Source organism: Lipingzhangella halophila (assembly GCF_014203805.1).
Taxonomy (GTDB): domain Bacteria; phylum Actinomycetota; class Actinomycetes; order Streptosporangiales; family Streptosporangiaceae; genus Lipingzhangella; species Lipingzhangella halophila.
The window spans coordinates 898497-924517 of sequence record NZ_JACHJT010000001.1 but is presented as its reverse complement, the minus strand read 5'-3'; the positions used below and the strand labels follow the sequence as shown (position 1 = coordinate 924517).

The window sequence follows — 26021 nt, the reverse complement described above, 5'->3', positions numbered from 1 at the left end:
AAACCAGTAACGGATCGGTCCCATCCCCCTATAGCCGAAACGCCTGGAGGAACCCCCGTGGCCAGTGAGAACCCGCAATCGGACCCCCAATCCACCACCTCCGCGGAGCGTGCGGCCGACGGCGCGGGCCCGCGCAACGGTGCGGACGACTTCGACTACGACGTCCTAGTGATCGGTTCGGGCTTCGGCGGGTCAGTGAGCGCCCTCCGCCTCACCGAAAAGGGCTACCGGGTGGGGATCCTGGAGGCCGGACGCCGCTTCACGCCCGAGACACTGCCGAAGAACTCCTGGGATCTGCGCAACTTCCTGTGGGCCCCGGGGCTTGGCATGTACGGGATCCAACGCATCCACCTGCTCCGCGACGTGATGATCCTGGCCGGCGCGGGAGTCGGCGGCGGCTCGCTGAACTACGCCAACACGCTCTACGAGCCGCTGGACGACTTCTTCGAGGACCCGCAGTGGCGCGGCATCACCGACTGGCGCTCCGAACTGGCCCCCTACTACGACCAGGCACGCCGCATGCTGGGGGTGCGCGTCAACCCCACCATGACCCCCTCCGACGTCCACCTCAAGAAGGTCGCCGAGGACACGGGGGTGGGCGACACCTTCCATCTGGCCCCCGTCGGCGTCTTCTTCGGGGACGGCAACGACGGCACGGGCGACTGCCGCGGCGAGCCCGGCCAGGAACTGGGCGACCCCTACTTCGGCGGGGCCGGACCGCAGCGGCGCGCCTGCATCGAGTGCGGCTCGTGCATGACCGGGTGCCGGCACGGAGCGAAGAACACCCTCAACGAGAACTACCTGTACTTCGCCGAGCGCGACGGCGCTGAGATCCACCCGCTGACCAGCGTGGAGCGGCTGCGCCCGCGCCCGGACGACGCGGGCGGCGGTTACGCGGTGGACACCGTGGCCACGAACGCCCCCCGCCGCAGGGGCAACGCGCGCACGTTCACCGCGCGCGAGGTGGTGGTGGCCGCCGGGGCCTGGGGGACACAGCACCTGCTGCACGCGATGCGCGACCAAGGCCTGCTCACCGGAATCTCCGACCGGCTCGGCACTCTCACCCGCACCAACTCGGAGTCGCTGGCCGGCGCGATGACCAAGCGGGTCGACCCGCCGGAGGACTTCTCGCAGGGGGTGGCGATCACGTCGTCCATGCACCCCGACTCGCGCACCCACGTCGAGCCGGTCCGCTACGGCAAGGGGTCGAACTCGATGGGGCTGCTCGCCACCAAGCAGGTTCCCGGCGGCGGGCGCGTTCCCCGGTGGCTGAAGTTCCTGGGCTTGGCCGCGCGGCACCCCTACGTCTTCGCGCGCAGCCTCTCGGTCCGCCGGTTCTCCCAACGCACCATCATCGGCCTGGTGATGCAGTCGCTGGACAACTCGTTGACCACCTACACCAAGCGCGGCCCGCTCGGCGGGCGCAAGCTGACCTCGCGGCAGGGCCACGGCGAGCCCAACCCCACCTACATCCCGCAGGGCGAGGAGGTCATGCGGCGGCTGGCGGACGAGATCGACGGCTTCGCGGGAAGTACAGTGGGCGAGGTCTTCAACATCCCATTGACGGCGCACTTCCTCGGCGGCTGCCCGATCGGCCGGAACGCTGCGGAAGGGGTGATCGACCCGTACCACCGGCTGTTCGGGCACCCCGGAGTGCACGTCGTCGACGGGGCCGCGGTCACCGCCAACCTCGGGGTCAACCCCTCATTGACGATCACGGCGCAGGCCGAGCGGGCCATGTCGTTCTGGCCGAACAAGGGCGATCCGGATCCCCGCCCGGCCCCGGGCGCCGACTACCAGCGCGTCGCGCCGGCCTTCCCGAACTCCCCGGCCGTGCCCGCGGGCGCGTTCGGCGAGCTGCGTTTCACCCGGAGCCTGCCGCTGGACGTCGTCTCCCCGGAGAAAAAACCTCCACACCCGAACGCCACGTGAGGACGCCCCGATGACCCCCTTGCGCTCCGCCACCGACCGGATCAGCACCGTCCGCGCCGGCGACGGCGCCGAACTGCGGGTCCTCACCCGGGGGCCCGACAGTGCCCCGCTGACTGTCGTGCTCGCGCACGGGTGGCTGCTCTCCTCCGACATCTGGAGCCCGCAGGCGTCGCACCTGGCGTCGGTTCCAGACGTTCCTCTTCGGATCATCCGCTTCGACCACAGAGGGCACGGCGGTTCCACGCGGGGGACGCGGCCGTTCGACGTCGGCCTGCTCGGCGAGGATCTCTCGCGCGTCCTCGACGCGCACGCGCCCTCGGGCCCGCTGGTGCTGGGCGGGCACTGCCTGGGCGGGATGGCGATCATGGCGCTGGCCGGCGCGCGGCCGGAGCTGTTCGCGGAGCGGGTCGCGGGCACACTGCTCGCCGCGACGTCGGCGGGCGGCCCCGACCCGGGCCGCCCGGAGGTCCCGCTACCCGACCGCGCCGCCGCGCGCGGCCGGCACGCGGCGATGCGCCTGCTGTCGCACCTACCCGCGGGTGTGGACCTGATGCGCGTCCTGGTGCCGCCGCACCTGAGGGCCGTGCGGGCCGCGGTCAGGAGCGCCGCTTTCGGGTCGGGCGCCGATCCGCGGCGCGTGCGCGAGTGCGCGAACCTGGTCCACGGGACACCAGCGGAGAGCCTCACGGGCCTCTACGCGCCGTTGACGCGTCTCGACCTGACGGAACGGCTCGGCCCGCTGCGGGACGTGCCGGTGACCATCCTCGCCGGCGGCCGCGACCGGCTCATCCCGCCCCGGCACGGACGGGCCCTCTCGCGCGCGCTGCCCGAGGCGCGGGTGCGGTTCCTGCCCCACAACGGGCATCTGGTGCCCTTGGAGGCACCCGATGTAGTGTCCGGACATCTGGCCGAGCTGTGCGGGGCCGGCGTCGCCGAGTCGGGTGCCGGGGCAGCTTAGGTCGGTGATACGGGTACGTGGTGCGGCGCCCAACGGGAGCGGCGACGATGGCGGATGGCGCGGGTTGGCGGTAATCGGTTCTGGTGCCCGGTGGTGGGGCACGCGACGGCGGGCCGCAGCGAGAGTGACCGTGCGGACATTTTCGGCGCTGAACATGTCCGCACGGTCACTCTCGCTGCGGAACCCGCACCTACACCTGATCGTTCTGCCGTGTTTCGCCCGAAGTCTGGTGCCACGGCCACGACCGATGGGCCCCAGCCACAGGCCAGGCCCCAGTCGTCGGGCGCGCCACCACCGGGCACCAGAACCGACCACAGCGGGCTGACCCCCCACCGTTCTCGCCGCCCTCGTCGGACGCGCCACCACGCACCCACCGCAGCGATGGGCACCAAACCGAGCGCTCTCTCACCCCACCACCCCACAACGCCGAAACTCGACGCGCCATGAAGGAACAAAATCCTCAAGATAGGCAATGAGTGGCCGCGCCCACCCGGTCAGGCGGGCAGGCCCTCCCGGTCGGTTCCGGTGCTGGGGTCGTGCGCGTCGGCGCCGGCATCTCCCTGCTCAGTGTTCTCGGCCTCGTGGCGCAGGTGCTCCAGGACCTCGGCGAAGTGCTCACCCAGGGCCTGGTGCAGGTACCGCGACATGGACTGGACCAGCATCGCGTCCACGGCGGTCTGGGCGAGTGGGCGCAGCCGCCGGGTCAGGGCGGCCACTTCGGCGATCTCCTCGCCCTTGAGCATGCCGTCGGGCGCGTGGGTGGAGACGATGTGCTCGGAGACCGTGCCGACCAGGTCCCGGGCAGCGGTGTCGATGCGCTCCTGGAGCTGCTCGGAGATGTCGAGAACCGTCGTCAGCGGGATCCCGGCACGCACGAGCTCGGCACCGGCGTGCAGCAGCCGCGGGCTGGGCACCCGGAACCGGTTGCCCTCGCGCTCGATCAGGCCGGCCTGCAGTGCGCGGGCCAGGGCCACCGGGGTCACCTGGCCCGGGAAGGTCTCGCGGAGCTCGGCCATGGTGATGTGGCCGGCGATCTCGTCGGTCCAGGGGTCGCCCACCGCCGACTCCAGCCCGAGAACGTCGGTGAGGTTTCCGCCGCGTTCCCAGACCGAGACCAGCTCACCGATGTTGGCGAAGGTGTAGCCGCGCTTGAGTAGCTGGCCGATGAGCCGCAGCCGTGCCAGGTGGGCCTCGGTGTAGATCCCGACCCGCCCCTCGCGGCGCGGCGGGGAGAGCAGCCCGCGGTCCTGGTAGACCCGCACGTTGCGCACGGTGGTATCGGCGAGCCGTGCGAGCTCATCGATCCGGTATTCGGCCATGCCCCCACCCTACGGATCCCGGGGTCGGTAGTCGCTGCCGCGATCCGGATCGGTTTCCGCGAAGCGCCGTACCCACCTGGTCCGGACACTGGAAAAAATTCAGCATTGCATTGTGACAATATCTGTTGTTAACGTTTTTCCATCCGCATGAAGGAGATCACATATGGCCTTGGGCACCCTGGAGAACCTGTCCGGACGCGCGGTCATCGTCACCGGTGCCTCAGGCGCGTTCGGCAGTGGCACCCTCTCCGTGCTGCGCCATCTGGGCGCCAACGCCATCGGAATCGACCGCAAACCGGACGACGGTGTCCTGGGCTGCGACGTCACCGACGGCGAGCAGGTCCGCGAGGTCGTACCCGAGGCCATCGACCGCCTCGGCGGCCGACTCGACCGGCTCATCCACTTCGCCGGTGTGGGCCCCGCGGTCGACCTGGGCGCCGAGCCCGATGCGAACGTCTACGACGCGTTGGAGGTCAACCTCCTCGGTACCTGGCGGGTGACGGCGGCGGCACTGCCCGCCCTGGTCCGCGACCGCGGCCGGGTGCTCGTGGTCGCGTCGCTGCTCGCCGGCCTGCCCGTGCCGTTCGCCGGCGCCTACGTGGTCTCCAAACGCGCCCTCACCGCCTACGCCGACAGCCTGCGCGCCGAGTACGGCATGCGTATCGGTGTCACCACCGTCTACCCGGGCTACGTCGACACCCCGATCCACGACCGATCTCGCGACGCCGGTGTCGCGCTGGACGGCCTGGTGCCCGCCGAGAAGGAGCGCGACACCGTTATGACCGTGCTCCGTGCCGCTGCCGCCACCCGCCCGAAACGCGATGTCGCCTCAACCCGCCTCGGCCAAAGCGCGCTGCGGTTCACCCGGCACGCCCCGCGGATCGTCGACTGGGCCGTCACCAACCAGCTCAGCGGCCTCGTGCGTGCCGGGCACTTCAGCGACGCCGAGATCGCCCGGGGGTTCCGGGAGCGCCTCGGCGTTCCCGGCCACCCGGAGACCACCTGACACAGGCACTGCCGCGTCCCGCCCCTCCGAGGAGGACCACCATGACCACCGCGCAACGATCCCCGGGTACCACCGACCGCGAGCAAATCGCCGGTCGCCTGCTGAAATCGTCCGCGAAGGCGTCCTACGACCCGCTGGTGGAGATCGACTGGGAGTCCCCCGTCGACCCGGACCGGTACGCGCTCCGGCCCGAGCGCATCTCGATCTACGGCACCGAGCTGTGGGACCAGCTCACCGAGGAGCAGCGCAAGGAGCTGAGCCGGCAGGAGGTGGCCAGCATCGCCTCGATCGGCATCTGGTTCGAGACGATCCTGATGCAGATGCTGGTGCGGCACGCCTACGACCGCGACCCCACCTCCAACCACGTGAAGTACGCCTACACCGAGATCGCCGACGAGTGCCGGCACTCGGTGATGTTCGCCAAGATGATCGGCAAGCTGGACGCGCCGTACTACCACCTCGACCCGGCCGCCCATCTGCTTGGCAAGCTGTTCAAGGCGATCTCGAACGGGCCACTCACGTTCAGCGGGGCGCTCTTCGTCGAGGAGATCCTGGACCAGATCCAGCGTGAGGCCATGGTCGACGAGGCGCTGGAACCCCTGGTACGCGCGGTCTCGCAGATCCACGTGGTCGAGGAGGCGCGCCACATGCGCTACGCGCGCGAGGAGCTGGCGCGCGACTGGAAGCAGCGCGGTCCGCTGGTGAAGGCCTACAGCCGGCTGGTCCTCGGGGGCGTGGTGTACTACTCGGCGACCCGGCTGATCAACCCGAAGGTCTATGCGAAGGTCGGGTTGGACCCCCGCAAGGCGCGCAAGGTGGCGCGCCGCAACCCGCACCACATCGACACCAAGACGTGGGCTGCCCGCAAGGTGGTGGCGACCATGAACGAAGCGGGCATGATCTCGGGCCCGGGCAAGTTCCTGTGGCGCGCGGCCGGCCTGCTCGGGCGCTGAGGCGCCACCCCGGCCGGCATCCGAGACCCTCGCACGCAGAAGAGGAACCTGACACATGACCGAACGTGAGTCGACGCCACAGCACTACCGCGTGGCCATCATCGGCACCGGTTTCGCGGGGCTCGGGATGGCGGCCAGGCTCAAGCGGGACGGGTTGTCCGACCTCGTACTGCTGGAACGCGCCAACGACGTGGGCGGGACGTGGCGCGACAACACCTACCCCGGAGCCGCGTGCGACGTCCCCTCGCACCTGTACTCGTTGTCGTTCAAGCGCAATCCCGGGTGGAGCCGCAGCTTCTCCGGGCAGCGGGAGATCTGGGAGTACCTGCGCCGGATCGCCGTGGACGAGGACATCATGCCCCACGTCCGGTTCGGCTGCGAGGTGGGCTCCTGCCGCTGGGACAGTGCGGGCAACCGCTGGTGGATCGACACCTCGCGCGGCACCATCACCGCCCAGTTCCTGGTGAGTGGCGCCGGAGCGCTGTGCGAGCCGTCGCTGCCCGACATCGCCGGGCTGGACGGCTTCCAGGGGACGATCTTCCATTCGTCCCGGTGGAACCACGACCACGACCTGACCGGGCGCAATGTCGCGGTGATCGGCACGGGGGCGTCGTCGATCCAGTTCGTCCCGCAGATCCAGCCCGAGGTGGGCCACCTGCACCTGTTCCAGCGCACCCCGCCGTGGATCATCCCGCGGCACGACCGCGACATCACCCGGCCCGAGCAGTGGATCTACCGGAACCTGCCGTTCGCCCAGACGCTCGCCCGCCGGAGCATCTACTGGGCCCGGGAGAACTACATCTTCGGATTCGTCAAGAACCCGAACCTGATGAAGGGCGTCGAGGCGATCTGCCGGACGCACATGAAACGGCAGGTGAAGGACCCGGACCTGCGAGCCAAGCTGACGCCGGACTACCGCGCCGGCTGCAAACGCATCCTGCTGTCCAACGACTACTACCCCTCGCTCACCCGGCCCAACGTCTCGGTGGTCACCGACGGGATCTCCGAGGTCCGGGAGAAGTCCGTGGTCACCCGCGACGGCACCGAACGCGAGGTCGACACCATCATCCTCGGCACCGGGTTCCACGTAAGCGACCTGCCCATCGCCAACCACATCCACGACGCCGAGAGCGTGGCCCTCAGCCAGCGGTGGGGCGACGACCCGCAGGCGCTGCGCGGCACCACCGTGGCCGGCTACCCCAACCTGTTCATCCTGGCCGGGCCGAACACGGGCCCCGGCCACACCTCGCACGTGTTCTTCATCGAGTCGCAGATCAACTACACGATGGCCGCCCTGCGGTACGCCTGCCGCAACCGGCTCGACCGGCTGGTTCCGCGCCCCGAGGCCCAGGACGCCTACGTGGAGCGGGTGCAGCGCAAGACCCAGGGGACGGTATGGGTAACCGGCGGCTGCGACAGTTGGTACCTGAACTCCAAGGGCAACAACGTGGCCCTGTGGCCCGGGTTCAGTTGGGAGTTCGCGCTGCAGACGCGCCGGTTCGACCCGCACAACTACCACCTCCGCAAGGAAGCGCCGATCAGGCGAGCACCGGCGAGGCTCGCGGCATGAGTGATCCGGAGGACGACGAGGAGGGCTACAGCGGGCCGCTGACCCTGGTGGCCGGGGACTCCTCGGTCACCGTCGAGGCCCACGTGGCCGGGCACTTCGACCCGCTGACCGGGACGTACCGGTGGGTGTGCCGGCTCGCCCCGGATGATGCCGTGACCCGGGTGTTCGAGAGCGGCGAGACATCGGTGGAGCTGCGCGCCCCGGGTGGCCACGCGGGCACCGGCACGCTCGGCGCGCCGAACCTGTGGGGCGGGCACACCGTCTCGGGCACGGGCCCGCCCCCGTTCGCGCTTCCCGAGGTGTCCCCCGAGGAGTGAGCGGCGGCGCGGCCGGACCATGAGGCGCGGGCCGCCTCGCGGCAACACAGTCTGGGGTGTGCCGGGCGGTAACCAAAGGGGACCGTTCGCGCCCGGCACGCCCCACACCCCCTCACCGCTCCCGGCCAGCGGGGACACCAACAAAGCTGGACTGGGCGCGGCAGGTGGCCACGGACCACCCCGCGAACTCGGCGCGCTCCGCGAGCACGCGCCGCACGGTGAGACGGAGCGCGGTCTCGGCGGAGTGCGCCGACGGGGCCTCGACCGCTGCTTTGATGGACAACCCGCGCTGGTCGGCCTGGCAGCGGATCTCGCGCGGCGTGACGACCACGCCGTCGGGACCGTGGACGCGCAACACGGTGTCGAGCTCCGCCAGAACCAGGTGGACCGCGCCGTGCGCGCTCAGCCCGTCGAGGTCGGCACTGTGGTCGGGGAGCCGGGTCCGGATGTGAACGGCGAAGAGCATGGCACGCCTTCCGTCGGCCAATGGGAACCCCGACCGTAGGCGCGATGGCCCTCCGGACGTCGCGGCCGTCCACAGGGCGCCAGCTCCCCCGTCCCAACGCACATCGAACCTGGCAGTGGGGACACGTTCATCAGCGATCTTGAGCGTCCGGTTCCTTCATCGCGCTCTGGGTTTCGGTGTTGTGGGGTGGTGGGGGTGAGAGGGCGCCCGGTTTGGTGCCCATCGCCGCGGTGAGCACGTGGTTCGGCGTCCGACGAGGGCGGCGAAAACGGTACATGGCCCGGGCCAGCGGTCATCGGTGCGGGTGCCCGATGGTGGCGCACGCGACGGGCCAGTGCGGGCATAGACTCCCCACGATCCGGACATAACGGGTGCGTGAGGGCTTGCGCGGCACCGAAATTGACCATGCGGACATATTCGGCGCCAAGAATGTCCCCATAGTCACCCTCGATACGCCCCAGCACCGCAAACGACGCCACGGACACCCCCACTGGGCTCCACCACCGGCCTTCGCCGCCCCCGTTGGCCGCGCCACCATCGGGCACCCGTAGCGACCACCGCAGGCGGGCCCACCCGCTGTCCTCGCCGCCCTCGTTGCGCGCCCAACCACCACCGCTAGCACCGGATGCTCGCGACCCCAGCCGAGGGCACTCGGCTCGACCTCCTACCTGGACCAACCGGCGTTCGGCCCGGCCGCCGGTACCACGTGCTCGGAGACCTCGGAGTGCACCTGATGCAGCCGCGCCTGAGCGGCGCGGCGCAGCTTGCCCAGGCACTCCAGCGCGGTCGTCTCGTCGCCGATGAGCCCTCCCTTGCTCGCGACGGGGGTCCCGTCGAGGGAGCCGCCGCTCAGCGACCCGTAGATCGCCATCGGAATGACCTCTCCCCCGACGTCGAACGCGTGCACCCCCAGCTCGTCCAGCATGGCGGAAGCGACGTCGCCCCCGGTCAGGTACAGGCCGCTCGGCAGGGCGTGGGCCCCCTCTGTCGTTTCGACTTCGCCGAGGACGTCGGCCACCAGCTCCGCGATGTGTTCCGGCAGGTGCCGCCGGGCGTTCGGGGACAGCTTCTCCAGGTCGGCGGCCGGAGTCACGGTGCGCAGGATGACGACCTCCGGGAACGACGCCGTGGCCAGGTGGCCGGTCAGCTCACGCGCGACCGCGTTGGCGTGGTCGTCGGCGGCGTCGGTGAACCGGAGCGTGTCGATGTCGACGTAGCGGGCCGGCCCGGTCCGGGCGACGGCGTCGAGCTGGCGCCGGGTCAGGCCGGTGTGGCTGCCCGCGACCGCGAGGAGCGGGCCACGGGCGCCTGCCTCGCCACGCAGGTTCAGCGCCGAAGCGAGCAGCGCGCCGGCCGGCCCCGGGTCCACCGATACCCAGACCGTTCCGTCCTTGCGGTGCGCCTCGGCCGCCGCTCCCGCGATGTCCTCCAGGTGGCGCTCGTCCAGTGCGTCGCAGAGCACCACCGGTTCGTCACCGGTCATCAGCTCGGCGGAGAGCATGGTCTGGGTAACCTGCCGGATCGGCACGTGCCGCAGCTCGGTAGCGCTCTGCCCGGCCACGATGTCGGCGACCAGGCCGGTGGCCATGGGCCAAATAGGGTCGAAGGCCAGGTCGGTCCGGTCCAGCGGCACCCCGTCGAGCAGCTGCACCCCGTCGACGGTCACCCGGCCCGACGAGGGGAACGCCGGGACCAGCAGCGCACGGGTCCGGGTGCCGGCCGGTACCCGCTCGCGCACCGCCCGAAGGGTCGCGTCCAGTTCCGCGCCAACGTTGCCGCGCAGGGTGCTGTCCACCCGCTTGACGACCAGGCTCACCGGCCACACAGCCTCGACGACGTCGGTGACGAGGTCCGCCGCCTGCTGCGGCGGCACGTTCCGGCTGTCCAGGTTGGCAACGACGACGTCGTAGTCGTCGGCCACCACCGCGACGTGCTCCGGGGTCACGGTCGCCACCCGCATCCCGGTGCGGGCGAACCGCGCGCCGGTGGCATTGGCACCGGTGAGGTCGTCAGCGACAACGAGGACCTGGGCCACGGCACGACTCCTATCCGCGTCTCGCAGGGGTGCGGCGCGCCACGCGCCTACTGCCCAAGATAGGGCGTCGCGCCCTCGTTCACGTGGAAGCGGCCGTACCGCGCTTGTTGAGCTTGTGCTCCGGCGGGCGGCGGACCCGCAGTCCCAGCCCGGCCAGCGCCGCCACCGCGCACAGGAGCACGACGTAGCCCGACAGCGCGGTCCAGCCGAAATGATCGTAGACCACGCCACCGAGCCACCCCAAGACACTCGACCCGCCGTAGTACGCGAGGGTGTACAGCGCGGCCGCCTGCGCACGGGTGTCGGCGGCCCGATGTCCGATCCACGCCGATGCCGTGGTGTGTGCCGCGAAGAAGGAGAACGTGAACGCCAGCAACGCCAGTGCCACCACGACGAGCGAGGGGACCAGCAGTGCCGCGACACTGAGGACCATCCCGGCGACGCTCGCCAGCAGGACCGGATGGCGGCCCGCGCGTTCGATCACCCGGCCGACGGTGGTCGAGGCCACGATGCCGGCGAGATAGGCGGCGAACAGGAACGCCACGACGGTCTGGGAGAGGCCGAACGGTTCCCCCGTCATCCGGAACCCCAGGTAGTTGTACACCGTCACGAACGCGCCCATCAGGAACAGTGCCTGGCAGTAGAGCGCGACGAGCCCGGGATCGGCGAAGCTGCGCACGACACGCCGGGCCAGACCGGGGCCGCCTTCGCGGCGCCGCTTGGGCACGAACCCCTGGGGGCGCGGGACCGCGGCGAGGAAGACGAGCAGTGCCACGAGCGCCAGGAGGGAGTCGGCGCCGACACCCCAGCGCCATCCCCCGATGTCGGCCACGAGGCCGGCGACCAGCCGTCCGCTCATCCCGCCGACGGCGTTCCCGGCGATGTAGACCCCGGCCACGCGCGCGAGGTGGCCGGAGTCGATCTCCTCGGCCAGGTAGGCCATGGCGACCGCGGGCACGCCACCGAGCGTGGCTCCCTGGGCCGCGCGCACCACGAGCAGCACCCACATGTCGGGGGAGAACGGGGCGGCCAGGCCGAGGGCCGTCGAGATGGTCAACGCGGTGGCCATCACCGTCACCCGGCCGAAGCGGTCGGCCACGCCGCTCCACACGAGGGTGAACGCCGCCAGGCCACCGGTGGCGAACGAGACACTCAGCGCCGCGAACGCGGCGGATGAGTCGAAGGTGTCCGCGAGGCCGGGGAGCACCGCCTGGACCGCGTAGAGCTGGGCGAAGGTTCCGATGCCGGCGGCGGTCATCGCGACCATGACCCGCCAGTAGCCCCGGCTGCCAAGGCTGTGGCCGGTCCCGCCGTGCTCCCGGGTCAGCGAATGATCCACTCATCCGACGTTAGCGACCCGCCACGGTACGGCAGCAACACGGGGGCGGCACAGTGCGCTGCGAGCGGGCCGGCGGCCACCGGCCCGCTCCGGAGCCGGGGTCAGTCCCGCTCGACGCTGGCGACCTGGCCCGTCGCCGCCCCCCGGCGGGCTGCCTCGATGACCTCCAGCCCGTGCACCACCTCGTGGAGGTCGACGGGGGCCGGCTCGCCCTCGGCCACGGCGTCGCGCACTCCGGAGTAGAACGCCGGGTAGTCGCCGCGCGCGCTGGGGACGGCGCGCGCGTCGTCACCGGCGCGTACGTGGCCCCACGCTGTTTCCGGTTCCACTCCCCAGTCTCCGGCGTCGGGACGCTCACCGTCCGCCAGGCGCGCCTGCTGGCCGTCCAGACCGTCGACGGTGTACGCGCCGCGGTCGCCGAGCACCCGGAAACGCGGCCCGGGATGCCCGGCCAGCGCGCTCATCCACAGGTGGGAGCGCGCCCCGGACTCGTGGGTGAGGGCGAGGAACACGTCGTCGGTGGCGGAGCCCTCGCGCCGGGTGTCGATCTCGGGATAGACCGACGCGACCGGCCCGAGAACGGTGATCGCCTGGTCGATGAGGTGCGGACCGAGGTCGTAGAGGATGCCCGCGCCCGCGGCCTCGCTCCCCCACTCGCGCCAGATGTCCTTGACGGCGGGGCGCCACCGCTCGAACCGGGACTCGAAGCGGTGTACCCGGCCCAGCGCACCCTCGTCGACCAGCTTCCAGAGGGTGAGAAAGTCGGAGTCCCAGCGGCGGTTGTGGAAGGCGGTCAGTACCTGGTCGCGCTGCTCGGCCTCCCCGGCCAGCTCCCGCGCCTGCGCGGGCGACAGTGCGAACGGCTTGTCCACGACGACGGCCATCCCGGCCTTCATCGCCGCGCTGGCGAACGGGGCGTGCAGGTCGTTGGGGGTGGCGATCACGGCGACCTCGAAGTCACCGGGTCGTCGCCACACCTCGTCGGCGGAGCCGAGCACCTCGACGTGCGGGTACCGCTTGCGTGCGGCCGCCGCCCGCTCGGCATTGCCCGTCACAACGGCCGAAAGCCGCATCCCCGGCGTGGCGTCGATCAGCGGAGCGTGGAAAACCTCGCCGCCCATGCCGTACCCGAGCAGGGCGACGTGCAGTTCCCGTTCACCTTCGTTCGCAGAGCTCATGGCGACAACCCTATTGGGACGCCCGCACCGGGCCCGCCGACCGGGGCTGGTGGGCCGTCATCCGGTGTCCGACACCGGGAAGGTCAGCAGACCGCGTCTGGCGCGTTGACGGGCACCAGGCCGCCGGGAACTCCCTCGTGATCGAAGACCTCCTGAATGCCCTCACGCACGTCGGCCTTGGCGTCTTCAGGGGTGTCGCCGTACCCGTACACGAAATCCTTGTCGCCAAGGACCGCGCGGGCGTTCCACGCCCCGTCTTCGTCCCGCTCGACCGTGATCGGTACAAGAACCGTGCTCACGCGCCCCGCCTCTCTTCCAACCGTTTCCGCAGGCATATCCGTCGCTCTCGAACCTCTTCGGGCACACAGGCCCGCGAGGAGCTTCTGCTTGATCAACTGATACCACCGTGGAACCCACCCCGCGCCCGAACAGCTCTGGGAATGGGCCCACATTCGGTAAATGCCAGACACTCCGCGTGCTGGCCGGCTAGAGTCGCGCCGACCAAGCAAACCTCTGGGATGAAGGCCGCAGACGAATGTCCGTACTTACCGAAAGACAATGCCACGGCTACCGTGGAGACATGGACAAGCACCTGGGTTTCGGCAGTGTCTCCGCAACCGACGGCACGCTAGTCGTCCCTCCCGAGGTACGGCGGGAACTCGGCTTGGACAAGCCCGATGCGGTGGTGGAGTTCGTCGTGCGTGAGGGGGAGGTCGTCCTCCTGCCGAGGGTGGCCGTCCACCCGAACGATGTGTGGTTCTGGGAGGAAGGACAGCAGCAGGCCGAGCAGGAAGCGGATGAGGAACTCGCCGCGGGAGAGATCAACGCTCCTATGACCGGCGAGGAGTTTCTCTCCCACTTGGAAGAAGTGACTGGTGAGAAGACGAGCGAGGAGCCGTGAAGTTCACCAGCCTCAAAGTCTTCGATCGGGAGCTCCGGCAGCTACCCAAGGAGCATCAACGGTTGTTCCTGGCTGCCGTCCATAAGGATTTCCTTCCCGCCATCGCCGCTGGAGCATTCTCCGGCACACCGCCATGGCCGACACGCCTTCGGATCCACAAGCTCGGCGGACACGAGGTCTATTCGTTGACGTGGAGTTTCGCTTCACCAGACGGGCGGGCCACATTCCACATTCAGAAGGACGAGGCTGGAGACCCTCTCCTGGTGTGGCGTCGCATCGGTGACCACTCCATCTACAAGGACCCCTGACACACGCACGGGGCCGCCGGCTCCCCCATTCCGACGGCCCCATGCTCCTGGATGGTCTTCTTCCCGCGGCCTCCTCAGGCGGCCACTGGCTGGGCGTCCGCGACGGTGCCCGCGGACTCCAGGGACAGCTCCAGCACCTCGCGAACGTCGTTGACCAGGTGGATGTTCAACTGCTCCCGGACGTCCTCGGGCACGTCGTCCAGGTCGGGCTCGTTGCGGGCCGGGATGATCACATCCGTGATCCCGGCACGCAGGCCCGCGAGGAGCTTCTGCTTCACCCCGCCGATGGGCAGCACCCGGCCGGTCAGGGACACCTCACCGGTCATCGCGACGCCGGAGCGCACAGGGCGCCCCGAGAGCAGCGACGCCAGAGCGGCCGTCATGGTGATGCCGGCGCTGGGGCCGTCCTTCGGTGTGGCGCCCGCGGGGACGTGCAGGTGCACCCCGCGGTCCTTCAGGTCGCCCACCGGCAGCTCCAGTTCCGCGCCGCGCGAGCGCAGGTACGAGAGCGCGATCTCGGCGGACTCCTTCATGACGTCCCCGAGCTGGCCGGTCAGGGTCAGCCCTCCGGCGCCGGACTCCGGGTCGGACAGGGACGCCTCGACGAAGAGGACGTCGCCGCCGGCCCCCGTGACCGCCAGGCCCGTCGCGACCCCCGGCACCACGGTGCGCGCGGCCGACTCCGGGGTGTGCTTGGGACGGCCGATGTGGCCGCGGAGGTCCTCGGCGCCGACCCGCGCCGGAAGTTCCCCCTCGCCGAGCGCGACACCCGCCGCGATCTTGCGGAGCACGCGGGCGACCGTGCGCTCCAGGTCCCGCACGCCCGCCTCGCGGGTGTACTCGCCGGCGATGGTGCGCAGCGCGTCGTCGGCGAACTCCACCTCGGCGGGCTCCAGGCCGGCCCGTTCCAGCTGGCGCGGCAGCAGGTGGTCGCGTGCGATGGTGACCTTCTCGTCCTCGGTGTAGCCGTCCAGCTGGACCAGCTCCATGCGGTCCAGCAGGGGGGCCGGGATGTTCTCCAGCGCGTTCGCGGTGGCCAGGAACACCACGTCGGAGAGGTCCAGGTCGACCTCCAGGTAGTGGTCCCGGAAGGTGTGGTTCTGCGCGGGGTCGAGCACCTCCAGCAGGGCCGCCGTGGGGTCGCCGCGGAAGTCGCTGCCGACCTTGTCGACCTCGTCCAGCAGCACGACCGGGTTCATCGAGCCGGACTCCTTGATGGCCCGCACGACACGCCCCGGTAGGGCGCCCACGTAGGTGCGGCGGTGGCCCCGGATCTCCGCCTCGTCACGCACCCCGCCCAGGGCGACACGGGCGAAGGTGCGGCCCATGGAGCGGGCCACCGACTCGCCCAGCGAGGTCTTGCCGACGCCGGGTGGGCCGACGAGGGCGAGCACGGCGCCGCTGCGGCGCCCGCCGACGACACCGAGGCCGCGTTCCTCGCGGCGCTTGCGCACCGCCAGGTACTCGACGATCCGCTCCTTGACGTCGTCCAGCCCCGCGTGGTCGGCGTCCAGGACCGCCCGGGAGCCGGAGATGTCGTAGGCGTCCTCGGTGCGCTCGTTCCACGGCATGGCGAGGATGGTGTCGAGCCAGGTGCGGATCCAGCCGGACTCCGGTGAGGAGTCACCGGCCCGCTCCAGCTTCTCCACCTCGGTCAGCGCGGCCTCGCGCACGTGCTCCGGAAGGTCCGCGGCCTCGACGCGCTCGCGGTAGTCCGCCTCCTCGCTGGCGGGCTTTCCGTCGAGCTCGTTGAGCTCCTTGCGGATCGCCTCCATCTGGCGGCGGAGCAGGAACTCGCGCTGCTGCTTCTCGACTCCGTCCTGGACGTCCTTGTCGATGGTCTCGGTGACGTCCAGCTCGGCCAGGTACTCCCGGGTCCACTCGCTGAGCAGGTTCAGCCGTTCGGCGACGTCATCGGACTCCAGGAGCCGCAGCTTCTGTTCGATCTTGAGGAACGGGGAGTACCCGCCGCGGTCCGCGAGCGCGCCCGGGTCGTCCAACTGCTGCAGGCCGTCCAGGACCTGCCAGGCGCCCCGCTTCTGCAGGTAGGTGGTGAGCAGTGTCTTGTACTCGCGGGCCAGCTCCTGCACCTTGCCGGGGTAGCCGCCTTCGGGTGCCTCCTCGCTGCGCACCTCGGCCGAGACCCACAACGCGGCACCGGGGCCGGTGGTCCCGCTTCCGACGCGTGCCCGCGCCACTCCGCGGAGCACAGCGGCGGGCTCCCCGTTGGAGGTGCGGCCCACCTGGTCGATGACGGCGACGGTGCCCACTCCGGCGTAGGAGCCGTCGACGCGCGGCACGATCAGCACCCGGGGGCGGTTCGCCTTGGCGGGGGTGGACCGGATGCCCGGGGGCTTCGTCGCATCCTCGTCACTCGCCCGCGCGGCCTCGACCGCGGAGCGGACCTCGGCCTCGGAGATATCCACCGGCACGACCATGCCCGGCAGCACAACGTCATCGTCAAGGGGAAGAACGGGCAATGTCACGCTTGACTGCGCTTCGGTCATTGGACCCTCCTTGTTGAGTCACTAACACTCAATAAAAAAGAGCCCGGTTTTCTTCCCGTCGTGGCGTTCGCTGTGAGCGATGCGCCAACCGGCGCTCCCTTGCCGCCGGCGCCCAACCGCCACACAGCCTCTCGACGCGGCGCGCCAACGGCTCTGGCCGGGGACGGTCCTCCGCGGGATCGCGCTCTTGCTGTTCGGGCCAGCACTGGTGCCGCCGGTGATATTCCGGTTCCGCTGGGCGCGGAACGCCCCGCTGCGACGCTCCTTCGCGCTGCCCGCTCGCGGGCAGCGCGAAAAGCTGACCGGTCCCCGCTGGCCGCGGCCGGCTAACGCACCAGCCCCGCCCGGTAGGCGGCCACCACCAACTGGGCGCGGTCCCGCGCCCCCAGCTTCACCATCGACCTGCTGACGTGGGTGCGCGCGGTCGCCGGGCTGATCACCAGCCGCTCGGCGATCTCGTCGTTCGACAACCCCTCCCCAACCAGCGCGAGGATCTCCAGCTCGCGTTCGGTGAGGGGCTTCAGCTCCAGGCGCGGCCCTTCGGGGGCCCGCGAGACGAAGGTGGAGATGACCCGGCGGGTCACCGACGGCGACAGCAGCGACTCGCCCACCGCGGCGAGCCGGATCGCCCGCAGCAGCTCCGCGGGCTCGCTGTCCTTGATCAGAAAGCCCGATGCTCCCGCGCGCAGCGCCTCGAACACGTACTCGTCCAGCTCGAACGTGGTGAGCACGACAACGCGGGTGCCCTCCAACCGGGGGTCGGCCACGATCTCGCGCAGCGCTGCGATGCCGTCCAGGACCGGCATCCGGATGTCCATCAGGACGACGTCGGGCCGTTCGCGGCGGGCCAGTTCGACCGCCTCCCGGCCGTCGGCCGCCTCGCCCGCCGGTTCGAGGTCGTCCTCGGCGTCGATCAGCACCCGCAGGCCGACCCGGACCAGGGCCTGGTCGTCGGCCACCGCAACGCGGACCGCCATCAGGCGCCCACCGTCGGCGGGTTCAGGGGGAACTCCGCGCGCACCGTGAAACCGCCCTCGGGCCGAGGGCCGGCGCGCAGCCGCCCGCCCACAGCGCGGGCGCGCTCGCGCATTCCCGCGATCCCGCTTCCCTCGGCCGGAGCGGCGTCCGACCGCGCCGGACCGGCATCGCTGATCTCCACGGCGACCTCCGAAGTCCAGTAACCGATCCGCACAGTAGCGCCGGCGCCGCCGGTATGCCGAACGATGTTGGTGAGCGCCTCCTGGATGATCCGGTACGCGGCGTTGTCCACGGAGGCGGGCAGGGTGGCGGGCTCGCCCTCGACAGTGAGGTCCACGGAGCGGCCGTCCGCGTCGACCGCGGAGACGAGGTCGCCGACATCGTCGAGCCCGGGCAGTGGGGCGCGCTCCCCGGCCGGCGCGCTCTCGGGGGCGCGGAAGACCGCGAGCGTGCCGCGCAGCTCCTCCAGGGCGTCCTTGCTGGTCTGCCGGATGGCCTCCAGGGACGGCTGCGCCTGCTCGGGCTGCTTGTCCAGTACGTGCAGCGCCACCCCGGCCTGCATGCTGATGACCGAGAGGCTGTGCCCGACGACGTCGTGCACCTCGCGGGCGATCCGCAGCCGCTCCTCGTAGACGGACCGGCGCAGCTCCTCCTCACGTTCGCGGCGCGCCCCTTCCCGGCGCGCCCTGGCCAGCGTGCCAAGCGCTAGGGGAACGAGCGCCAGCGCCACGATGGGCAGCAGCGCGGCCAACTCCGCGTCCGGTCGCCCGATCGGGCGGTCGCCGAACGGCACCGCCGCGAGCACCGGGACGAGGAACGCCGTCCAGGGCGCCCAGGATCGGGGCGGGAGCGCCGCCGTCAGCGCGTACGTCGTCAGCAGTAGCCCGACCACCAGCGGCGGGCTACCGGCACCGGCCGCGAGGGCCGCCGCCGCGCCAAGCGCCGATACGGCGAACGCCCCGCGGGGCCAGAGCCGACGCAGCATGACGCCGCCCGCGACAGCCGCGATCGCCGGGTAGGCGAGCAGGGCGACGTCTGCGGCCTCCACGTTGGGCAGGCCCTCCCCGGGCGGCCACCGGGGGCCGCCCGGGCCCGCCGGGACGAAGTGCGATGCCGCGATGGCGAGAACCCCGACAGCCAGCCCCAGAGGCACGTCAACGGCGAGCGTGCGTCCGACCCGCGGCCGGTGTGCCGCCGAATGCCCTTCCCGATTCACGGTTTCGACCCTAGACGGAACGCACGTGACCGTCGTCGTCCACACGACGTAGCCGGTGTAGTGCCAGGAGCGCACCGGAAAAGCCGCGCACCGGCGCATGACGGGCGTAGGACGCGCGGGCGAGGCTTGGTGCCATGAACATCGCGTCGATCGCCACGGCCAGCGAGTTGGCCGGGACCGCGGCCCGGAATGGGCCGCCCTGGGGCGCCGGCCCACCACCATTCGCTCCGCTGTTGGGAGTTGCCATGTTTCTGCTGTTCATCCTGTTGACCGCCCTGGCCGTCTACCTGGCCGCGCGTGCGGGGCGCGGCGGCCCGCCGTGGGCCCCGCGTCCGGCCGCGCCACCCGAGCACGAGGCCCGCAAGGTACTGGCCGACCGGTTCGCCCGCGGCGACATCAGCGTTGACGAGTTCCTGGAACGCGCCAGCGTCCTGAACTGGACTCCGGGATCCGAGGCGAAGGGCCGCAAGTGAGCACTCGCCGCTTCCGCCGGCCCGCGGGGAGGGCCCTTCTGCCGCGGGCCACCCTTGGCACTTCCCCGCCGCTCGGAAGAACCGCGGCGGTGCGGTCCGGGGACGCGCGGCTGGGTCCGCCCCCGGCGGAGCCACGCGCACTGTGGGCTCCCCTCGCACGAGGTACTCCCGTTGCAGCGCCGCGGTGATACGCAGGTCTCAGCACGCGGCGCGCGTCACCCGTCGGTCTCGGAGTCGCGGAGGCTGTTCAGGATCGTCTCGATCGTGTCGGAGTCGAGCGAGTTGTCGTAGCCGGTGTCGGCGATGATCGAGAACGCGCGGACCTCGTCGGCCTCGTCGCGGTTGGGCACCACCACCGTGTGGACCACACCCCCCTCGGGTGCGCACTCGTCCTCGACAGCGGCGGGGTCGGCCTCGGCGATGCCGTAGTGTCCCTCCAGGCCGTTCGCGGAGAACTCTTCGACAGAGCGCAACGCGACCTCGGGCTGGCCGCCCTTCTCGGTCTCGTAGTACAGCTCCGCCCACTTCATCGAGACGCCCTCGGCCATTTCCTCGGTGTCCTCGGTCTCGGTGATCCCCTGCGCTCCGGCGACAGCCAGCGACTCGTCGGCCTCGCACGGGGAGGTCTCGTAGTAGGAGACCCCGCTCATCGCGACCTCGGGCATGTCCTCCTCATCGGAGCCCACCCCGAAGAACGCGGCGGGCCCCTGGAACACCCAGCCCTCGGACTCCGGCACTTCGTAGACGAAGCCCCACTTGGAGGACTTCGCCCGCTCCCAGCCCGGGTTGAGCAGGTCCTCGTCCTCCTCCGAGGAGGGCTCCTCGGATGGCTCCTCGGGCTCCTGGGACGAAGACGGCTCCGGGGATCCGGACTGGTCGGGGGCGGGACCGGCCGAGTCGTCGTCCTCGCGGAACGCGTTGGCAACGACGGCGCCCGCGATGATCACCACAACGACGAACACCAGCGCCAGGGTCGCCACCATGGCAGGGCCCATGCCGCCCGGCGGCCGCGCGGGCGGCTGGGGCGCGGGCCCGTACTGCGGCGCTCCCTGCCAACCGGGCCCCTGATTGTTACCTGGCCACGTCACGCGCCTGACTTTAGAGGATCCGGGCCCGGCGTATCACCGCCCGGGCCTGTCCAGGATCGGCCGATTCCCGCAAGCGGCCGTCCCCTGGCACGCGTCGTCACACCCGCAGCGCGGCCCGGGCCGCATCCATGGTCGTGGTGCGGTAGGCGGCGCCGAACAGGGACACGTGCACCAGCAGCGGGTGGAGCTGGTGCAGCGCGATCCGCTGGCGCCAGCCGGCCGCCAGCGGGGCCACCTCGTTGTAGGAGTCGCGCACCCGGTCGAGGTGCGGAAGCCCGAACAGGGCGAGCATGGCGAGGTCGGTCTCGCGGTGGCCGCCGTGCGCGGCGGGGTCAACGAGAACGGCGTCGCCCTCCTGCCACAGCACGTTGCCACTCCACAGGTCGCCGTGGATCCGCGCCGCCGGCTCAGGCTCGCCGGCCAGGTCCTCGACGGAGTCGATCACCTTCTCCACCACGCGCGCGTCAACGGGGGTCAGCGCGCCACGATCGGTCGCACGCCGCAGGTAGGGCGCCAGCCTCCGCTCGGCGTAGAACCGCGGCCAGTCCGCCGTGGGGGTGTTGTCGAGCGGCAACGGGCCAATGAAGCCGTCGCGCTCCGCACCGAAAAAACCCGCCCCGGCCGTGTGCATGTCCGCCAACCGCCGGCCCAGGATCTCTGCCGCCCGCGGAGTGGGCGGACGCTCCTCGACCCAGGACAGCACAAGCGTATGCGAGTCCCAGGCCACGACATCGGGCACCAGGGACTCAGCCGGGCGCCCCAGCCAGTCCAAGCCCAGCGCTTCGGTCTGGAACAGACCGCTGAAACCGTCCTCCCGCGCCTCGGGAAGCGCCTTGACGAAGAGTGGTGTTCCGTCGGCGAGCTCAACGCGGAACGCCGTCCAGGCGTGGCTGCCGCCCAGCGCTGTCGCTCGGGTTGCCTCCCTACCGGTCAGCTTGGTGACGCGGTCGGCGACCGTGTGTCCGTGCACCCTTGCGTCCCCCTAGAGAGCCGAACCGTACCGGGCGGCCAGTTCCGCGGTGAGGCCCTTGGCGGCGGCATGCACCATGTCCAGCACCGTGGTGAATCCGTGTTCGCCGCCGTAATACGGGTCCGGCACCTCTGGGCTCGGGCCGGCGTCCGGCGCGAACGTACGGAACAACCGCAGCCGGTCGCCGATGTCGGCACGCTCGCGTGCGAGACGGCGCAGGTCGTCGAGATTGGCGTGGTCCATCGCCAGAATCAGATCGTGCTCGGCGAGGTGCGCGGGGTCGAACCGGCGCGCCGCATGGTCGGTGGGGTAGCCGTGCGCACGCAGGAGCGCGGCAGCCCGGGAGTCCATGCCGGAGCCGATGTGCCAGCCGCCCGTGCCCGAGCTCGCCACCTCGACCGCGCCAGAGAGCCCGGCGCGGTCGAGCTCGCCCGTGAGGACCTTCTCGGCCATAGGCGAGCGGCAGATGTTGCCCAGGCAGACAACGCTGATGCGGTACGGCCCGGAGGGGTCGCGAGGTTCCGGCAAGCTCATAACCCATACCGTAGTCCAGGTGCACCCCGCATCAGGGCCGTTCCTGACCGGAAGGTCGGGGCGAGTTGGCCGGCTCAGTTGTTGGGCAGCCGGACCACGCTCACGAAGAAGTCGTCAATCTGCCGCACGACCTGGATGAACTGTTCGAAATCGACGGGCTTGGCCACGTAGGCGTTGGCGTGCAGCCGGTAGCTGCGGATGATGTCCTCCTCGGCCTCGGACGTGGTCAGGACCACAACCGGGATGTGGGAGAGCGACTCGTCCTTCTTGACCTCTTCGAGCACCTCGCGCCCGTCTTTGCGGGGAAGGTTGAGATCGAGCAGGACCAGGTGCGGCTGCGGAGCCTCGGCGTACTCGCCTTCGCGACGCAGGAAACGCAGCGCCTCGACACCGTCGGAGACCACGTGCAGCCGGTTTCCGACCTTGTGCTCCTCGAACGCTTCCTTGGTCATGAGGACATCGCCGGGGTCATCCTCCACCAGCAGCACCTCTATGGCTTGCACCAAAGTGACCTCGCTCAATGTCTCAGACCTTTCCTGGACCGTCCCCGGTCGCGTTAGGGGAGTCCTCGTCGCCGACCGAGGCGGATTCCGAACCCGCGGAAATGCTCTCCGCGTCCTCTTCGGCCGTCTCGTCCTTGGCCTCGACATCGGCGGGCAGGGACCAGCATATCCGGGTGCCCGTTGGTTCCGGTTTGTCACCCAGCCAAATGCGGCCCCCGTGGAACTCGATGATCTTCTTGCACATGGCCAGGCCGATTCCGGTTCCGCCGTACTTGTCGCGGGTGTGCAGCCGCTGGAAGATGACGAAGACGCGCTCCGCGTACTGCGGCTCGATACCGATCCCGTTGTCGGTACAGCAGAAGACCCATTCGTCATTCTGACGTTCCACGCTGACGTGCACCCGCGCCGGCCGGTCGCCGCGGAACTTCACGGCATTGCCGACGAGGTTGAAGAACACCTGGGTGAGCAGCGTGTGGTCGCCCTGGATAGCGGGCATCTCGTCGCCGGTGACGACCGCCTCGGCCTCGTCCAGCCTGGTCTCCAGGTTGCTCAGGGCGTCCTGCAGGGCCTCGTTCAGGTCCACCAGGGAGAAGTTCCTGGTCCGGCCGACCCGGGAGAACGCCAGCAGGTCGTTGATCAGGGTCTGCATGCGCTTGGCGCCCTCGACCGCGAAGTCGATGTAGGAGTCGGCGCGGTCGTCGAGCTGGCCGTGATAGCGGCGCTGCAGCAACTGGCAGAAGCTCGCGACCTTGCGCAGCGGCTCCTGCAGGTCGTGCGAGGCGACGTAGGCGAACTGTTCCAGCTCCAGGTTGGAACGGCGCAGCTCCTCGGTCTGGCGTTCCAGCAGCTCCGACTGCTCCTGCAGCGTGCGGCGGGCCGCGCCCACCTCGTGCAGGTCGTTGACGATGCGTTCGCGCATCGCGTCGACGTCGCGGCCGACGCGTTCGATCTCGGGCGGCCCCTGCAGCTCGATGCGGTGCGCGTAGTAGCCCTCGGAGACCTGCCGTAAGTGGCTGACCAGTTCGTCCAGGGGGCGAAGCACCCAGTGCTGCAGCATCACCCAGAGGAAAACGGACATGATCGCGACCACGATCCCCACCAGGATGAGCAGCGCCACCACCTGCTGGGTCGCGACGGTCAGGCCATCGCGGGCTTCCCTGAGCTCCTCGTCGATCTGCGTCTCGGCCTTGGTGGCCGCGGACCGCAGCTCGTTGAAGCGCTCCCGGCCGAGCTGGAAGTCCTCGGCGCTGACCTCCTCGCCGGCGTGCACCTTGGCCAGGGTGGGCTCGGCGAAATCCTCCCGCCACGCGTCGCCGGCGTCGAGCAGCCGCTCGATGTCGGGGTCGGTCTCCCCGTCCTCGTCGACCACTTCCTCAAGAATCGGCCGGTTGTCCCGAAGGGTCCGGCTGCCCTCCTGGTAAGGCGTGAGGAACTCGATATCGGAGGTCAGGGCGTAGCCCCGGATGCCGTTGTCCTGGTTCAGGTAGGCCGCGGCGGTCTGCTGGACGGCGGTCTGCGCCGGGGTGAGCTGGTCGACCTGCCGCTCCAGGTGCTCCTGGGCCGACAGGGCGGAGACCGTGATCACCCCTACCGTCGCCACCAGCACAACGGTCACCATGGTCAGCAGAACCGTCACCCGCCGCCGCAGTGGCCACGGGGCGCGGGTGGTGGCTTCGGGAACCACCTTCGAAGTGCCCCATGGGTACCGATTCACATCGGCTCCCCGTGCGTCACGAGCAGCATGGCGACGTCGTCCTGCAGCGGACCGCCGTTGCGGCGTTCGGCCTCGTCCACCACCTGGCCGGGCAGGTCGGTCAACACGCACCCGCTGTCCAGGACCTCGGTGAGGATCCGGCGCAGCCCCTGCACCTCAAGCCGGTCGGGCGGGCCGCCGTCGAAGGCGTCCACCAGGCCGTCGGTGTAGAACAGCAGCGTGGAGCCCCGGGGGAACGCGACGCTCTCGACGTCGATGGCGTCGTCGGGGAGCACACCCAGGGGCGGGCGCGGCACCGCGGGGATCTCCTTGACCTCTCCGCCGGAGACGAGCAGCGGCGGCGGATGCCCGAACAGCCTGATGCGCGCCTGCTCGCGGTCGACGTCGATACTGGCCTGGCACAGAGTTGCGTACATCTCATCCTGCGCGCGCTCGCTTACCAGGATCTCTTCGAGCGCGGGCAGCAGGTTCTCCTCGACCACCCCGCCCATGACCAGTGCCCGCCATGCGATACGCAGGCTCACCCCGAGCGCGGCCTCGTCGGGCCCGTGTCCGCTGACGTCACCGATGATGACGTGGGTGGTGCCGGCCTTCTGCACGGCGTCGAAGAAGTCCCCGCCAACCAGCGCCCGTTTGCGTCCGGGCCGGTAGAACGAACGGTGGCTCAGCGGTGTGCCGTCGAGCAGCACCTGCGGAAGCAGGCCGCGTTCCAGCCGCATGTTCTCCCGCGCGTGGATCTCGGCCTCGCGAAGCTGACGGGCGTTCTCGTCGGCGCGCTGGCGTTCGACCGAGTAGCGCAGGCTGCGCGCCAGCAGCGAACCGTCGACCTGCCCCTTGACGAGGTAGTCCTGCGCGCCGGCGGCGACGGCGGCGATGCCCTCGTGCTCGTCGTGCAGCCCGGTCAGGACGACAACCGCGGCCGACTCGACCGTGGCCAGCACCTCACGCAGCAACGCGATCCCGGAGGCATCAGGGAGGTTGAGGTCGAGCAGCACGCAACCGCGGAACCCCGCAAGGTACTCTCGGGCGTCACCGAGCGTGGCGACCCAGGTGATGTGCGGGTCCAGTGGGGTGTCGGCGAGCAGCTCCTCGACCAGGAATGCGTCTTGAGCGTCGTCCTCAATCAGGAGGATCTCGGCCAACTCGCGGGGGGCGGTAGTCCCGTTCGCGCGGTCGGCACGACCCGTCCCGGCGTTATCGGGCCCTTTCGCGGTCACGGGATCGCGTCCTGTTCTCCTAGTATCCACACATCGCCTCTACGTCGACCGGTACTCCGGTGCCGCCGGCGCCTTAGGCACCGCCAGCGCCCGTGCGGCCGCTCCGCCTGTGCGCCCGGCTCCGGACGATCCCCGGTTTGCGGACTCACCAGTGAGAATGACCGCCCGCTTCGCGAGGCACCGGAGCACAGATCTCGCAAACAATAGTCGTCCGGTCAACGCCCCTCGCAAGCGGGACTGCACGAGAGACATCCGAATTGTGACCGGTCACCCTCCCCCTGGGGGGACGCTGCCCGCGGCCACCCGGCCCTCAGAGTACCCGCCGTGTCAGCCGGTACGGCGTGGATCGCGACGGAAACAACCGAAACGCGCAGATTGCGGCTTGCACTGGATTATTCGGGTGCCGCCGCCATGCCAACCTTGGCACTAACGACGATCGTGCTGACATCATGTCAGGAAAATCCCCGAGCTGCGGCTCAACCGCCGAAACAGCGGGCGGGCGGTGCGCAGCCGCACCACCCGCGCCGGCGGCTCGTCCG

General features: G+C 70.6%; 25 protein-coding genes. 9 read left to right on the top strand and 16 right to left on the bottom strand.

The features are described 5' to 3' along the window. The first annotated feature begins 168 nt into the window (after positions 1-168). Positions 169-1932 carry a GMC oxidoreductase gene (locus F4561_RS04310; protein ID WP_312885573.1) on the top strand — a complete coding sequence of 588 codons (1764 nt, stop codon included), beginning with the start codon at positions 169-171 and terminating at the stop codon, positions 1930-1932. 10 nt (positions 1933-1942) lie between these two features. After that, the gene (locus tag F4561_RS04305) at positions 1943-2890 is read left to right on the top strand and encodes an alpha/beta fold hydrolase (protein WP_184574986.1); all 948 of its coding nucleotides are present in this window, start codon (positions 1943-1945) and stop codon (positions 2888-2890) included. A gap of 494 nt (positions 2891-3384) precedes the next feature. Here the strand turns inward: F4561_RS04305 and F4561_RS04300 are convergent, their stop codons facing one another. Next, entirely contained in the window at positions 3385-4209 is an 825-nt protein-coding gene (locus tag F4561_RS04300; protein WP_184574984.1) for a MerR family transcriptional regulator, read from the bottom strand. A gap of 163 nt (positions 4210-4372) precedes the next feature. Between F4561_RS04300 and F4561_RS04295 the strand changes: the two genes are divergently transcribed. The 4 genes from F4561_RS04295 to F4561_RS04280 are packed head-to-tail and all read left to right on the top strand — an operon-like array spanning position 4373 to position 8055. Next, entirely contained in the window at positions 4373-5215 is an 843-nt protein-coding gene (locus F4561_RS04295) for an SDR family NAD(P)-dependent oxidoreductase (RefSeq protein WP_184574982.1), read from the top strand. A gap of 41 nt (positions 5216-5256) precedes the next feature. Next, entirely contained in the window at positions 5257-6168 is a 912-nt protein-coding gene (locus tag F4561_RS04290; protein WP_184574979.1) for an AurF N-oxygenase family protein, read from the top strand. A gap of 55 nt (positions 6169-6223) precedes the next feature. Beyond that, positions 6224-7738 carry a flavin-containing monooxygenase gene (locus F4561_RS04285; protein WP_184574977.1) on the top strand — a complete coding sequence of 505 codons (1515 nt, stop codon included), beginning with the start codon at positions 6224-6226 and terminating at the stop codon, positions 7736-7738. Further along, entirely contained in the window at positions 7735-8055 is a 321-nt protein-coding gene (locus tag F4561_RS04280; RefSeq protein WP_184574975.1) for a DUF4873 domain-containing protein, read from the top strand. The genes F4561_RS04285 and F4561_RS04280 overlap by 4 nt, the downstream gene beginning before the upstream one ends. Before the next feature lie 112 nt (positions 8056-8167). Here F4561_RS04280 and F4561_RS04275 read toward each other — a convergent pair whose 3' ends face one another. The 5 genes from F4561_RS04275 to F4561_RS04255 all read right to left on the bottom strand — a co-directional run bounded on the left by F4561_RS04275 (position 8168) and on the right by F4561_RS04255 (position 13372). Further along, positions 8168-8521, bottom strand: a complete 354-nt coding sequence (locus tag F4561_RS04275; protein ID WP_184574973.1) for a hypothetical protein — start codon at positions 8519-8521, stop codon at positions 8168-8170. 664 nt (positions 8522-9185) lie between these two features. After that, the gene (locus F4561_RS04270; protein WP_184574971.1) at positions 9186-10556 is read right to left on the bottom strand and encodes a four-carbon acid sugar kinase family protein; all 1371 of its coding nucleotides are present in this window, start codon (positions 10554-10556) and stop codon (positions 9186-9188) included. 79 nt (positions 10557-10635) lie between these two features. Further along, on the bottom strand, positions 10636-11823 hold the full coding sequence (locus F4561_RS04265) for an MFS transporter (RefSeq protein ID WP_184583161.1): 1188 nt from the start codon (positions 11821-11823) through the stop codon (positions 10636-10638). 173 nt (positions 11824-11996) lie between these two features. Continuing rightward, positions 11997-13073 carry a Gfo/Idh/MocA family oxidoreductase gene (locus F4561_RS04260; RefSeq protein WP_184574969.1) on the bottom strand — a complete coding sequence of 359 codons (1077 nt, stop codon included), beginning with the start codon at positions 13071-13073 and terminating at the stop codon, positions 11997-11999. Between the two features lie 83 nt (positions 13074-13156). Beyond that, positions 13157-13372, bottom strand: coding sequence for a type II toxin-antitoxin system HicB family antitoxin (locus tag F4561_RS04255; RefSeq protein ID WP_184574967.1), 216 nt, complete (start codon positions 13370-13372; stop codon positions 13157-13159). Between the two features lie 281 nt (positions 13373-13653). Between F4561_RS04255 and F4561_RS04250 the strand changes: the two genes are divergently transcribed. After that, positions 13654-13974, top strand: coding sequence for an AbrB/MazE/SpoVT family DNA-binding domain-containing protein (locus F4561_RS04250; protein ID WP_184574965.1), 321 nt, complete (start codon positions 13654-13656; stop codon positions 13972-13974). Then, positions 13971-14282, top strand: coding sequence for a hypothetical protein (locus F4561_RS04245; RefSeq protein WP_184574963.1), 312 nt, complete (start codon positions 13971-13973; stop codon positions 14280-14282). The genes F4561_RS04250 and F4561_RS04245 overlap by 4 nt, the downstream gene beginning before the upstream one ends. A 74-nt stretch (positions 14283-14356) precedes the next feature. Here F4561_RS04245 and lon read toward each other — a convergent pair whose 3' ends face one another. From lon to F4561_RS04225, 4 genes are all read right to left on the bottom strand, one after another. After that, positions 14357-16789, bottom strand: a complete 2433-nt coding sequence (lon, locus tag F4561_RS04240; protein WP_184574961.1) for an endopeptidase La — start codon at positions 16787-16789, stop codon at positions 14357-14359. Between the two features lie 326 nt (positions 16790-17115). Beyond that, positions 17116-17766 carry a response regulator gene (locus F4561_RS04235; RefSeq protein ID WP_184574959.1) on the bottom strand — a complete coding sequence of 217 codons (651 nt, stop codon included), beginning with the start codon at positions 17764-17766 and terminating at the stop codon, positions 17116-17118. After that, positions 17766-18983: a sensor histidine kinase gene (locus F4561_RS04230; protein WP_312885138.1), complete on the bottom strand. Its 1218-nt coding sequence runs from the start codon at positions 18981-18983 to the stop codon at positions 17766-17768. Before F4561_RS04230 ends, F4561_RS04235 begins: the two co-directional genes overlap by 1 nt. A 10-nt stretch (positions 18984-18993) precedes the next feature. Further along, a complete protein-coding gene (locus F4561_RS04225; RefSeq protein WP_184584239.1) occupies positions 18994-19230 on the bottom strand; it encodes a hypothetical protein in 237 nt (78 codons plus the stop codon). On the opposite strand from F4561_RS04225, the gene F4561_RS04220 reads away from it, so the two are divergent. Beyond that, positions 19229-19456 carry an SHOCT domain-containing protein gene (locus F4561_RS04220; protein ID WP_246437133.1) on the top strand — a complete coding sequence of 76 codons (228 nt, stop codon included), beginning with the start codon at positions 19229-19231 and terminating at the stop codon, positions 19454-19456. The two genes, F4561_RS04225 and F4561_RS04220, sit on opposite strands and share 2 nt — an antisense overlap. Before the next feature lie 215 nt (positions 19457-19671). On the opposite strand, the gene F4561_RS04215 is transcribed toward F4561_RS04220, so the two are convergent. The 6 genes from F4561_RS04215 to F4561_RS04190 form a co-directional block, all read right to left on the bottom strand. Further along, positions 19672-20544 (bottom strand): DUF8017 domain-containing protein, encoded by an 873-nt coding sequence (locus F4561_RS04215; RefSeq protein WP_184574953.1) that lies wholly within the window; start codon positions 20542-20544, stop codon positions 19672-19674. Positions 20545-20641: 97 nt separating this feature from the next. Beyond that, positions 20642-21514 carry a fructosamine kinase family protein gene (locus F4561_RS04210; RefSeq protein WP_184574951.1) on the bottom strand — a complete coding sequence of 291 codons (873 nt, stop codon included), beginning with the start codon at positions 21512-21514 and terminating at the stop codon, positions 20642-20644. Positions 21515-21526: 12 nt separating this feature from the next. Further along, positions 21527-22048, bottom strand: coding sequence for a low molecular weight protein-tyrosine-phosphatase (locus F4561_RS04205; RefSeq protein ID WP_184574949.1), 522 nt, complete (start codon positions 22046-22048; stop codon positions 21527-21529). 74 nt (positions 22049-22122) lie between these two features. Beyond that, on the bottom strand, positions 22123-22536 hold the full coding sequence (locus F4561_RS04200; RefSeq protein ID WP_184583157.1) for a response regulator: 414 nt from the start codon (positions 22534-22536) through the stop codon (positions 22123-22125). A 37-nt stretch (positions 22537-22573) separates the two neighbouring features. Further along, positions 22574-24169 (bottom strand): sensor histidine kinase, encoded by a 1596-nt coding sequence (locus F4561_RS04195; RefSeq protein ID WP_184583159.1) that lies wholly within the window; start codon positions 24167-24169, stop codon positions 22574-22576. 92 nt (positions 24170-24261) lie between these two features. Continuing rightward, on the bottom strand, positions 24262-25482 hold the full coding sequence (locus tag F4561_RS04190; RefSeq protein WP_184574948.1) for a PP2C family protein-serine/threonine phosphatase: 1221 nt from the start codon (positions 25480-25482) through the stop codon (positions 24262-24264). Positions 25483-26021 lie beyond the last annotated feature (539 nt).

Bases quoted from the DNA above. Each gene is read 5' to 3' on its own strand.
- F4561_RS04285 (WP_184574977.1), top strand. From the start codon at position 6,224: ATGACCGAACGTGAGTCGACGCCACAGCACTACCGCGTGGCCATCATC.
- F4561_RS04290 (WP_184574979.1), top strand. From the start codon at position 5,257: ATGACCACCGCGCAACGATCCCCGGGTACCACCGACCGCGAGCAAATC.
- lon (WP_184574961.1), bottom strand. From the start codon at position 16,789: ATGACCGAAGCGCAGTCAAGCGTGACATTGCCCGTTCTTCCCCTTGAC.
- F4561_RS04295 (WP_184574982.1), top strand. From the start codon at position 4,373: ATGGCCTTGGGCACCCTGGAGAACCTGTCCGGACGCGCGGTCATCGTC.
- F4561_RS04280 (WP_184574975.1), top strand. From the start codon at position 7,735: ATGAGTGATCCGGAGGACGACGAGGAGGGCTACAGCGGGCCGCTGACC.
- F4561_RS04305 (WP_184574986.1), top strand. From the start codon at position 1,943: ATGACCCCCTTGCGCTCCGCCACCGACCGGATCAGCACCGTCCGCGCC.
- F4561_RS04225 (WP_184584239.1), bottom strand. From the start codon at position 19,230: ATGGCAACTCCCAACAGCGGAGCGAATGGTGGTGGGCCGGCGCCCCAG.
- F4561_RS04260 (WP_184574969.1), bottom strand. From the start codon at position 13,073: ATGAGCTCTGCGAACGAAGGTGAACGGGAACTGCACGTCGCCCTGCTC.
- F4561_RS04275 (WP_184574973.1), bottom strand. From the start codon at position 8,521: ATGCTCTTCGCCGTTCACATCCGGACCCGGCTCCCCGACCACAGTGCC.
- F4561_RS04235 (WP_184574959.1), bottom strand. From the start codon at position 17,766: ATGGCGGTCCGCGTTGCGGTGGCCGACGACCAGGCCCTGGTCCGGGTC.
- F4561_RS04195 (WP_184583159.1), bottom strand. From the start codon at position 24,169: ATGGTGACCGTTGTGCTGGTGGCGACGGTAGGGGTGATCACGGTCTCC.
- F4561_RS04300 (WP_184574984.1), bottom strand. From the start codon at position 4,209: ATGGCCGAATACCGGATCGATGAGCTCGCACGGCTCGCCGATACCACC.
- F4561_RS04220 (WP_246437133.1), top strand. From the start codon at position 19,229: ATGTTTCTGCTGTTCATCCTGTTGACCGCCCTGGCCGTCTACCTGGCC.
- F4561_RS04265 (WP_184583161.1), bottom strand. From the start codon at position 11,823: ATGGTCGCGATGACCGCCGCCGGCATCGGAACCTTCGCCCAGCTCTAC.
- F4561_RS04205 (WP_184574949.1), bottom strand. From the start codon at position 22,048: ATGAGCTTGCCGGAACCTCGCGACCCCTCCGGGCCGTACCGCATCAGC.
- F4561_RS04250 (WP_184574965.1), top strand. From the start codon at position 13,654: ATGGACAAGCACCTGGGTTTCGGCAGTGTCTCCGCAACCGACGGCACG.